This is a genomic window from Nonomuraea mesophila (genome assembly GCF_004352805.1).
Classification (GTDB): domain Bacteria; phylum Actinomycetota; class Actinomycetes; order Streptosporangiales; family Streptosporangiaceae; genus Nonomuraea; species Nonomuraea longispora.
The window spans coordinates 17,137-27,001 of record NZ_SMLD01000124.1 but is presented as its reverse complement, the minus strand read 5'-3'; the positions used below and the strand labels follow the sequence as shown (position 1 = coordinate 27,001).

11 protein-coding genes are annotated in these 9,865 nt (G+C 71.4%); 3 read left to right on the top strand and 8 right to left on the bottom strand.

The features are described 5' to 3' along the window. The 3 genes from E1295_RS34230 to E1295_RS34220 all read right to left on the bottom strand — a co-directional run. A partial coding sequence (locus E1295_RS34230; RefSeq protein WP_132637037.1) for an alkaline phosphatase D family protein occupies nucleotides 1-1,511 on the bottom strand: 1,511 nt, incomplete at its 3' end. 70 nt (nucleotides 1,512-1,581) lie between these two features. Next, complete coding sequence (locus tag E1295_RS34225) at nucleotides 1,582-2,169, bottom strand: HAD family hydrolase (RefSeq protein ID WP_132637035.1); 588 nt, start codon at nucleotides 2,167-2,169, stop codon at nucleotides 1,582-1,584. Next, entirely contained in the window at nucleotides 2,166-2,984 is an 819-nt protein-coding gene (locus E1295_RS34220; RefSeq protein WP_132637033.1) for a hypothetical protein, read from the bottom strand. The genes E1295_RS34225 and E1295_RS34220 overlap by 4 nt, the downstream gene beginning before the upstream one ends. 162 nt (nucleotides 2,985-3,146) lie before the next feature. On the opposite strand from E1295_RS34220, the gene arfB reads away from it, so the two are divergent. Then, nucleotides 3,147-3,554 carry an alternative ribosome rescue aminoacyl-tRNA hydrolase ArfB gene (gene arfB, locus E1295_RS34215; RefSeq protein ID WP_132637031.1) on the top strand — a complete coding sequence of 136 codons (408 nt, stop codon included), beginning with the start codon at nucleotides 3,147-3,149 and terminating at the stop codon, nucleotides 3,552-3,554. 55 nt (nucleotides 3,555-3,609) lie between these two features. Beyond that, entirely contained in the window at nucleotides 3,610-4,302 is a 693-nt protein-coding gene (locus tag E1295_RS34210) for a YdcF family protein (RefSeq protein ID WP_132637029.1), read from the top strand. Here the strand turns inward: E1295_RS34210 and E1295_RS34205 are convergent. The 3 genes from E1295_RS34205 to E1295_RS34195 all read right to left on the bottom strand — a co-directional run bounded on the left by E1295_RS34205 (nucleotide 4,208) and on the right by E1295_RS34195 (nucleotide 7,790). Next, entirely contained in the window at nucleotides 4,208-4,747 is a 540-nt protein-coding gene (locus E1295_RS34205; protein WP_166427541.1) for an NADPH-dependent FMN reductase, read from the bottom strand. The two genes, E1295_RS34210 and E1295_RS34205, sit on opposite strands and share 95 nt — an antisense overlap. 105 nt (nucleotides 4,748-4,852) lie before the next feature. Beyond that, nucleotides 4,853-6,817, bottom strand: a complete 1,965-nt coding sequence (locus tag E1295_RS34200; protein ID WP_132637025.1) for an ABC1 kinase family protein — start codon at nucleotides 6,815-6,817, stop codon at nucleotides 4,853-4,855. A gap of 43 nt (nucleotides 6,818-6,860) precedes the next feature. Next, a complete protein-coding gene (locus tag E1295_RS34195; protein ID WP_132637023.1) occupies nucleotides 6,861-7,790 on the bottom strand; it encodes an acyl-ACP desaturase in 930 nt (309 codons plus the stop codon). 77 nt (nucleotides 7,791-7,867) lie between these two features. Here E1295_RS34195 and E1295_RS34190 point away from each other — a divergent pair, with 77 nt between their 5' ends. Continuing rightward, nucleotides 7,868-8,317 (top strand): NUDIX hydrolase, encoded by a 450-nt coding sequence (locus E1295_RS34190; protein ID WP_132637021.1) that lies wholly within the window; start codon nucleotides 7,868-7,870, stop codon nucleotides 8,315-8,317. A 51-nt stretch (nucleotides 8,318-8,368) separates the two neighbouring features. Here the strand turns inward: E1295_RS34190 and E1295_RS34185 are convergent, their stop codons facing one another. Both E1295_RS34185 and E1295_RS34180 read right to left on the bottom strand, forming a co-directional pair. Continuing rightward, nucleotides 8,369-8,992, bottom strand: coding sequence for a hypothetical protein (locus tag E1295_RS34185; RefSeq protein ID WP_132637019.1), 624 nt, complete (start codon nucleotides 8,990-8,992; stop codon nucleotides 8,369-8,371). A gap of 43 nt (nucleotides 8,993-9,035) precedes the next feature. Continuing rightward, entirely contained in the window at nucleotides 9,036-9,815 is a 780-nt protein-coding gene (locus E1295_RS34180) for an HAD-IIA family hydrolase (protein WP_132637017.1), read from the bottom strand. Between the last annotated feature and the right edge of the window lie 50 nt (nucleotides 9,816-9,865).

The following is a 9,865-nucleotide window of genomic DNA, read 5'->3' as shown; positions in this document are numbered from 1 at the left end:
GAGGTGGCCGGGAGGGTGAGGCGGTGGGAGGTTCTGGCGTGGGCTCCTCGGCGGGAGATGTAGTCCAGCGTGCGGAATCGCACGGACAGCTCGTCGCGGGTCAGTCGTGCCATCACGTAGCCGCGACGCTGGTCGATGTAGGAAATATGGGGGTTTTCCTGGAGGGCGTCCGCGATCCACGTACGGTCCCGGTACCCGTCCCCGTCGCTCGCGATCGACGACGCCACCAGTTCCCTGGCCACCACCGGCGAGTCCGGGTCGTCGAAGTCCGTCCTGAGCTCGGCCAGGTGGTGCATGTGCGCGTCCCCCGTCAGCACCACCGGGTTGGAGGTGCGGGCCAGCGACCTCAGCAGCCGCGTGCGCTCGGCCGCGTAGCCGTCCCACGAGTCCAGGTTCACCTCGCGGCCCGGGCCGGTCTTGTGGTCGCGCTGCGCCACCATGATCTGCTGCCCGAGCAGGTTCCACCGGGTGGTGGAGCCGCGCAGCCCGCTCTCCAGCCAGCGCCACTGGCCGGGCCCGAGCAGCGTACGGTCGCCGGCCAGCCGTTCGTCGCACCCCGCCCGCACTCCGTCGTCGCACGCCTGGTCGTCGCGGAACTGCCGGGTGTCCAGCAGGTGGAAACGGGCCAGCGTGCCCCACGAGAGCCGCCGGTTCACCCGCAGCACCGCTCCCTGGAGGCTGGCGCGGCGCAGCGGCATGTTCTCGTAGTACGCCCTGAACGCCGCCCGCCGGCGCCCGGCGAAGTCCCGCGCTCCCGTGCTGGAGACCTGGCCGGCCCAGTTGTTCTCCACCTCGTGGTCGTCGAACGCCACCAGCCACGGCGCCGCCGCGTGCGCGGCCTGCAGGTCGCGGTCGCTCTTGTACTGCGCGTGCCGCAGGCGGTAGTCGGCGAGCGTGCGGCACTTGCCTGGCGTGTGGGCGCGGACGCGGCCGGTCAGCGCGGTGTAGCCGCTGGGGCCGTACTCGTACATGTAGTCGCCGAGGAAGACGACGAGGTCGGGCTCCTCCTGCGCCAGGCGGCGGTAGGCGGTGTAGTAGCCGTGCTCGTAGTGGGCGCACGCGGCCACCGCGAACGTGAGCGGCGTCTCCCCCTCGGGGGTGGTCCTGGTGCGGCCGGCCGGTGAGAGCCGGCCCTCGCTCCTGAACCGGTAGAAGTAGTCGCGCCCCGGCTGCAGCCCTTTCAGCTCGACGTGGACGCTGTGCGCGCTGCGCGCCCTCGCCGTGGCGGTGCCGGATCTGACGATCGTGGCGAACCGTTCGTCGGTGGCGACCTGCCAGGCGACGTCCACGTCGCGGGAGGGCATGCCGCCGTGCCCGTCGCCGTGGAGCGGGGCGACGGCCAGCCTGGTCCACAGGACGAAGCCGTCGGCCGTCGGGTCGCCGGAGGCGACGCCCAGCGTGAACGGGTCGGATCTGAGGGTTCTGGCCGGGGAGGCGAGGGCCGGCCGGCTGACGGGCTGCGGGAGGAGGAGGCCGGCTGTCGCCGCTGTCAGGAAGGCTCTGCGGTCCACGCTCCCAGGTATGTCCCGCCGTGCTGGCCCGGCCGTGACCAGGGAGTCAAGGCCGGATGAACAGCGTCGGTCAGGCGATCTGCCGCAGCGTCGTCCCGAGCGCGGCGGCGCCGGTGAAGTGCACGCCGGTCATGCCCGCCCGCTCGGCGCCCCGGACGTTCTCCGGCCGGTCGTCGACGAAGACGATGTCGGACGGGTCGGCGCCGAGCGCGCGGGCCACTTCGTCGTAGATCTCCCTGTCGGGTTTGACCAGGCCCATCCTGCCGCTGTAGAAGCGCCGCCCGATCGCGGCGATCCACGGCAGTTCGTCCAGGCCGTCGCTGACGCACACGGGGGCGTTGGACAGCAGCGCCACGTCGCGTCCGGCCTCGATCAGCTCACCGAGGAGGGCGACCGTGCCCGCGTCGGGGTGGGCCCAGCTCGCGATGTCCATGGCGACCAGCCGGGCGACCTCGGAGTGGGTGACGGGCCTGCCGAGCACCGCCGACCAGTAGGTGAACGGCGTCAGGCTCCCCCGGTCGAACGCGAGACGGTGCTCCCAGTAGCCGCTCCCGAACACCTCGGGGTCGGCGCCCGCGGCCCGCGCCATGGCGTCGGCGTCGGACTCGGGCTGGGGCAGCGACAGGACACCGCCGTAGTCGAACACGATCCACGTCATGCGATGAATGGTCGCAGATGCGGGTCGAGGGCCGGGCAGCCGAGGTATTTCTCGGCCGTGTGGAAGTCGATCCAGTCGAGGTTGACGAGTTCCTCGGCGTCGACGCCGGTGAAGCTCTCGCGCAGCGCCGGCGGGATGGCGGCGATGTCGTCCTTGTCGGCGATGTTGACCCAGCGTCCGACGTTCTTGGGGCGCTCGCCGCGGCCGTTGATCGGGGCGGGCAGGAGGCGTTCGAAGACGACGTGGCGCATGCCGAGGGGGCTGCCGAGGGTGACCAGCAGGTCGATCTCGAGCTCGGGGTGCGCCCAGAGGGTCTCGTACGCGACGACGCTGCCGAGCGAGTGGGCGATCACGACCTTGGGCCGGTTGCGCCGGACGACGTCGGCCACGACCTGCCGGCAGCTCTCCCGCCTGGCCTGGTCGGTGAGGTAGGTCGCCACCTCGGGCGCGAACAGTTTCGCGAACGCCGCCGACCTGCCGTCCAGCTTGTCGAGCAGCCAGCCGGTGACCGACTTGAGCGCCCCCGTGAAGTGCTCGCCGAGGCCCAGGTTCCTGGCCCAGCCGGCGAGGACCTCCTGGGCCTGGGTCTCCATCGCGGCGACGGACTTGGGCTCGTCGTCGTCCTTGCCGTCGTGCAGGTGGTGGGAGAAGTAGGCGATCTCGGAGAAGTAGGCCGCGGACTCCGACCCGAGCGTGGCGTGCAGGTAGCGGTCCCACTTGCGGCGCATGGCCTCCGCCGCCCCGGCCGCGGACCGTCCGGCGTTCACGTAGTAGTTGTACTTGCCGATTCCGTGCACGCCGACGATGGCCGCCACGTCGCCTCCCCACCCGTGATCGTTTGATGCGCGATATTGGCATACGCCGCTTGCATCCCGCCGTCAAGCCGGTGATCGACGCCGGAAATGCCGTTGCGACCGGTATATGTCGCCCGGATACGGTGAAACTTCCACTGAGGACGTCGAACAGGAGCTCCCCGCATGCCCGGCCCGCTGGTCGTCAACGACTCGGTCGTCATCCCCGACGCCGAGCTCGTCTGGCGTTTCTCGCGCTCGTCAGGTCCGGGCGGCCAGGGCGTCAACACCACGGACAGCCGCGTGGAGCTGACCTTCGACGTGGCCGCGAGCACCGCGCTGGCGCCGGCGCTCAAGGAGCGGGCGCGCGGCCGGCTGGGCGGCGACACGATCACGGTCGCCGCCTCCGAATACCGCTCGCAACTGCGTAACAGGGAGGCCGCGCGGCACCGCCTGGCCCAGCGCCTGCGCGAGGCCATCGCCCCGCCGCCGAAGCGCCGCCGCCCGACCAAGCCGAGCCGCGGCGCCGTCGAGCGGCGCATCACCGCCAAGAAGCACCGCTCCGACGTCAAGCGCCTGCGCCGCGACCCCTAGACCGTCGATCGGCATGCGTGGTGCGCCGCGGTCGGGGGTGCCCTAGAGTCGCCGCATGTTGCGGACGGGGTTGGCTGTGGCCGGGGTCGTGGCTCTGGTCTGGGGTGAGTGGCTGAACCGGCGCTGGTCCCGAGCCCTCACAGGGAACCGCGAGGGCGTTCGCGAGGTCGTGGTCGTGCTGGGCTACCGCAACCCGCAGGCGAGGGCGAACCTCGTCAACCGCTGGCGCGTCCGTGCCGGCCTTCGCTCCGTCGCCGCCGGCCGCGAGCGGGACACGCGCGTGATCTTCAGCGGTGGACCGACCGGCACCGGGGCCACGGAGGCTCAGCTCATGGCCGGCTACGCGACGTCGGTGCTCGGGTTCGGCGGCACGGTTCTCCTCGAGACCGAGAGCAGAACGACCTGGGAGAACGTGACGAACGTGATCCCGCTCCTTGAGGACGCCGACCGCATCAAGATCGTCTCCCAGCCGGCTCACGCGCTCAAGGCCCGCGCATACCTGCGGCGCCTGCGGCCCGATCTCGCCGACAGGCTCGTGCCCGCGGACGACTACCGTTTCGGCGAGTGGTTGCTCGTCAAGCCGCTGCTGGCGGCGTACGGACTCCGGATGCTGCGCGGCCTCGAGGACGACGAGCTCCGAGGTCCTTCTCTCGTCAGGGGGACAGCGAGAACACGGGTTCCAGGATCCCGGCGGGGCAGAGCTGCCGGATCACCGCGCGCACCTTTTCGCGCAGGGCGGCCGGCCTGAGGCGGCCGTACTCGTCGAAATGCGGGCAGGCGGGCGAGATCACCAGCTCGGCGCCCATGACGACCGCTCCGGCGCTCTGGAGCCGCTTGTAGAGCTCCGCCTGGGCCCACATGGCGCCGCAGGCGCGGGCGCTCGCGCTCATGACCGCGACGTGCTTGCCGGACAGGCCGTCGCGGGCCGCCATCCACTCCAGCGCGTACGTCAGCTCGGGCGGCAGCAGGCTGTGCTCGGGCGCGGTCAGCAACACGGCGTCACCGGAGGCCACCAGGCCGGCCAGGGCGGCGGCCGGCGCGGGAACGGGCCCCCGGGTGTACGGCGGGATGTCGTCCAGCCCTCGCCATTCCTCGAAGGCGACGCCCCGGGGCAGCTCGGCACCCGCGGCCGCGAGCAGCCGGTTGATAAAGGACCCCCTGTTAAGGCTGGCCGCAATCCCGATGATTTTCACCCTCTGCTCCCAAGGGGTTCCGGTGTTACCGGGAAACTGCCCGATGCCTTGGATGTCCAAGACCATCCCTCGGTCAAGAGCCCCACAGTCTTTCCGGGCGAGGGCTCAGGGGCGTTCGTCCGCGGCGCGGGGACGACGGAAGATCAGGGCGAGCACGCGCAGCACGAGGATGGCCGAGATCACCAGCAGGTTGTAGCCGATGAGCTGGAACAACGACGTCGTGCCGAGCGCGGTGGGGCCACCGTCGATGCCGAGGAGGATGACCGCCATGACGCCGGCCGTCGCGCCGAGCACCGTGAGCAGCACCTGGTGCAGCAGGCCCGTGAGGTAGGCGCGGTCGCGGTCGTCGGCGAGCAGGCGTACGTTCATGCTGAACCTGCCGTGCTCGGCCGCGCTGGCGATGCGCTCCACGCGACGCGGCAGGCGGCGCAACATCGGCAGCAGCGCGGCCAGCTCGTGCCCGACGGACTCCTTGATCGTCTCGGGGCTCGCCTGTTCGGCGAGGTAGCGGCCGGCGAACGCGCGGGCCTCGCCGATCAGGTTGAATCCGGGCGAGAGGCGGATGAGCGTGCCCTCCAGCGTGGCCAGGGCGCGGAAGACGGCGGCCACCTCGGGCGGGATCGACAACCCGTACGCCGAGACGATCCTGAACAGGTCGGTGAACATCTGGGCGCTGTCCATGCCGCCGGCCAGGTGCCTGGCCATGAACTGGCCGAGCGCGCGTTCCAGCGCCGCCTCGTCGATGTCCTCGGGCCTCGGCACCACCTCCAGCAGCGCGTCCGTCACGCCCAGCGGGTCCTGGCGGTTCATGGCCAGCAGGAAGCGTTGCAGGGCGGAGCGCACGCCGGCGTCGAGCCGGCCGACCGAGCCGAAGTCGAGCAGGCCCAGCGTGCCGTCGTCGAGCAGCATGAGGTTGCCTGGATGCGGGTCGGCGTGGAAGACGCCCTCGACGAGGATCTGCCTGAGCAGGCAGTCGAGCAGGTTCCTGGCCAGTTCGGGGCCCTGCTCGCGGGCGGCCGTGGTGACCGGCCTGCCCGACAGGCGCTGCATGACGAGCACCCGTTCGGTGCACATGGCGCTGATCGGGGCGGGGTAGGTGACGCTGCCGCCCTCTGAGGCGGTGACGGCGGCCATGTTGGCGGCCTCGACCCGGAAGTCCAGCTCCTCGCGGATGGCGGTGGCGAACCCCTCGCCGAGGTCGCGCAGGCCGAGCGAGCGGCCCCAGCGGGTCCTGGACTCCAGCGTGACGGCCAGCCGCCGGACGATCTCGAGGTCCTTGGCGACGACCGCGCCGATGCCCGGCCGCTGCACCTTGACCACCACGCTCTGCCCGTCGTGCAGCCGGGCGACGTGGACCTGCCCGATGGAGGCGGCGGCCAGCGGCGTGCGGTCGAACTCGGCGAACACCTCGTCCACCGGCCCGCCCAGCTCCGCGGCGAGCACCGGCTCGATCCGCTCCCACGGCGCGGGCGCCACCTGGTCCTGCAGCCGTCCCAGCTCCTCGACGAACTCGGCGGGCAGCAGGTCGCGCCGGGTCGACAGGACCTGGCCGAGCTTGACGAACGTCACGCCGCCGTCTTCGAGCGCCTCGCGCAGCGACCTGGCCAGGCGCATCTTGCCCGAGTGGTCCTCCAGACGCTCACCCCGGCCCCGCAGGTAGGGGCCGAGGCCGTGTCTGATGGCGATCCTGGTGATCTGCGAGTAGCGCCTGGCCCGGGAGATCCGGCCGCGTACGGAGCGGACCAGTTCCAGCGGGCCCGGCACCGAGCCGGGGGGCACCAGCGCCTCGGCCAGCACCAGGATCACCATGGGGATGAGCACCACGCACATGATGACGAGGAGCAGCAGTCCCAGGGCGCCCGGTCCGGGCGCCGTCCGCCGCTCGTCCGGGCCGATGAGCCCGATGATCGGCTCCATGATCGGCTGCGCCAGCCCGAAGGCGACCAGGGCCGCCAGGAAGGTGCGCACCATGCCGAACCTGACGTTCAGCAGCCGTTGCGCGGCCACGGCCAGCGCGATGACCGTCAGGAACGTGAAGAGCCAGACGAGCAGCTGAGTGGGGAGATCCATGGGCCGTCATCATGCCACCGGCGGGCGGCGTGGTGCGCGGGGGTCACCGGCGGGCGGCGGCGCGGGCGCGGCGCTCCTCCCGGCGTTCGACGAACCGGGCGGCGGTCGCGTCGGTTCTCTCCAGGAACGCCGACAGCTCCTCGCGGGCCCGCTCGCCCTCGGCGTCCAGCCCGGTCTTGTCGAAGACGGCCCACTGGCGCAGCACCGGCATGAGCACGTCGTCGAGGTGGAGGCGCAGGTCGTAGATGCCCTCGTGGGCGATGATCATGGCCTTGCGGGCGAAGCCCTCCATGCCCGTGCCCGGCATCTGGAACGTCGTGACGACGTCGGTGACCGAGCGCATGGTCTGGTTGGGGTCGAGCTCGAAGGCGGCCTTGAGCAGGTTGCGGTAGAAGAGCATGTGCAGGTTCTCGTCGGCGGCGATCCTGGCGAGCAGCCGTTCGCAGCCCTCGTCGCCGGAGGCCCTGCCGGTGTTGCGGTGGGAGATGCGGGTGGCCAGCTCCTGGAAGGAGACGTACGCGAGCTGCTGGAGCATGGTGCCGTACTCGGTGGCGAAGCCGTGCTCCATGTGGCGCATCCTGGCCCGCTCGAGCGCGACGGGGTCGACGGCGCGGGTCACGGTGAGGTAGTCGCGCAGCGCGGTGCCGTGGCGGTCCTCCTCGGCGGTCCAGCGGTGCACCCAGGTGCCCCACGCGCCGTCGCGGCCGAACGTGGTGGCGATCTCGTGGTGGTAGCTCGGCAGGTTGTCCTCGGTGAGAAGGTTGACGATGAGCGAGACGCGGGCCGCCTCAGGGATCTTGGAGTCGCTTTCCTGCCACGCCTCTCCCCCGTAGATGCCGTCGAAGTCGCGGCCTTCGCTCCAGGGGATGTACTCGTGCGGGAACCACTCTTTCGCCATCTTCTCGTGGCGTTCGAGCTCTCCCGCCACCACGGGCTCGAGCTCGTGCAGCAGCTCCGTCTGAGTCATCGCCATATTGGATCTTCTCCTTGCGGTTACGGTACCGTAGGTTAGGCTACCCGAAGGACATACCGGTCAAATAGGGTGGGCGTATGCGACCGAGTGTCCGGGGCGTCCTTCTCGACGACGACGAGCGGCTGGTGCTCTTCCGGCGTACGGTGCCGGGCCGCGACGTCTACTGGTCCGTGCCGGGCGGCCACGTCGAGCCGGAGGACGGCTCGCTGGTCGACACGTTGCGCCGCGAGCTGCTGGAGGAGCTCGGCGCCACGGTCTTCGGCGTGACACCGCTGGTCACCGTGTCGTACGCCTGGAAGGACGCGGTCAAGACGCAGCACGTCTTCGGCTGCCGGCTGGAGTCGATGGACCCCGCGCTGCGGCACGGCCCGGAGTTCGAGGATCCGTCGCGCGGGGTGTACGAGGTGGTGCGGGTGCCGCTGGACCGTACGGAGATCACCACGCGCCGCCTGGTGCCCGAGGCCGTGGCGGACTACCTGTCGTCCGCCATCACCCGCCTGCCCCGGCTCATCGGCCAGGACGCCTGACCGGGCGGCGGGCGCCGCGGACCCTCAGGTTCGCCGTGACGGCCGGACGGCTCAGCGCCGGTCCTCGATCTCCCAGAGGTGGTCGATGACGTGCCAGGCGATGCGGCGCAGCGCGTAGCGGGGCGGCCAGCCCGTCGTCAGGGGCGGCTCCCACGGGCGCGACAACACCTGCGCCAGTTCGTCGCGCATCGCGTCGCGGTCGCCGTCCGACCGGTACGGCCGGTGCCGCACGCCCACCTTCCTGGCGAACGCCCGCTCGGCGTTCTCCACGTGGTCGACGATCCTGGACAGGTCGCGCCCGCCGCCCCTCGGGCCCTTGCGCAGGTCCTCAGGCGAGGCGGCGGCGGTCTCGCCGAACAGGTCCCAGGCCGCCCGCAGCAGGGCGACGCCCCGCTCCGCCTCGGGGCCCGGCAGCGGTTCGAGGTCCAGATCCGGGACCGCGTACGGCACCCCGAAGTCGGTCGTGTGACTGCCCGGCACGCGCGCCACCACGACGGGGTCGTCCGGCGCGAACTCCAGCCCGGCCCGCGCGGCCACCACGCGGTAGCGGGGCGCGTAGCCGGCGAGCCGGTCGAGCGCCGCCTCCTCGCTCTTGGCGATCCGGCACCAGCCGGGCCAGTCGAGCGAGCAGGCGAACACCTTCTTCGGGCCTGTCTCCAGATAGACGCGGGTCATGACGAGTGAGCCTGCCAGGTGAACCTGTCAGCGGGCGTCAGGTTCAGATGCGGTCGATGAGGTCGGCCACCGAGTCGACCACGAGGGACGGGCGGTAGGGGAAACGATCGATCTCGTCGCGCGTGGTGACGCCGGTGAGGACGAGGATCGTGTAGAGCCCCGCCTCCATGCCGCACACGATGTCGGTGTCCATGCGGTCGCCGATCATCGCAGTGGTCTCGCTGTGCCCGCCGATCGCGTTGAGGGCGCTGCGCATCATGCGGGGATTGGGCTTGCCGACGAAGTAGGGGTCGACGCCCGTGGCCTTGGTGATCATGGCGGCGACGGCGCCGCAGGCCGGCAGGGAACCCTCGGTGGAGGGGCCGATCGCGTCGGGGTTGGTGGCGATGAAGCGCGCGCCGCCCTCGATGAGCCGGATGGCGCGGGTGATCTGGGTGAAGCTGTAGGTGCGGGTCTCGCCGAGCACGACGTAGTCGGGGTCGAGGTCGGTGAGCACGTAGCCCACCTCGTGCAGCGCCGTCGTCAGGCCGGCCTCGCCGATCACGTACGCCGAGCCGCCCGCCCGCTGGTCGTCGAGGAACTCCGCGGTGGCCACGGCGGAGGTCCAGATGGATTCGGAGGGCACGCCGAGGCCGGCGGCGCTCAGCCGTACGGACAGGTCGCGCGCCGTGTAGATCGAGTTGTTGGTCAGCACCCGGAAGGGTTTGCCGGACTCGCTGAGCCGTTTGATGAATTCGTCCGCACCGGGGATCGGCCGCCCCTCGTGGACGAGGACGCCGTCCATGTCGGACAACCAGGAGTCGATCCGTGTACGCTCGGTCACCGCCCCATCCTACCGAGCACGCCGCGGCGCACATAGGCGGATGGACCGCC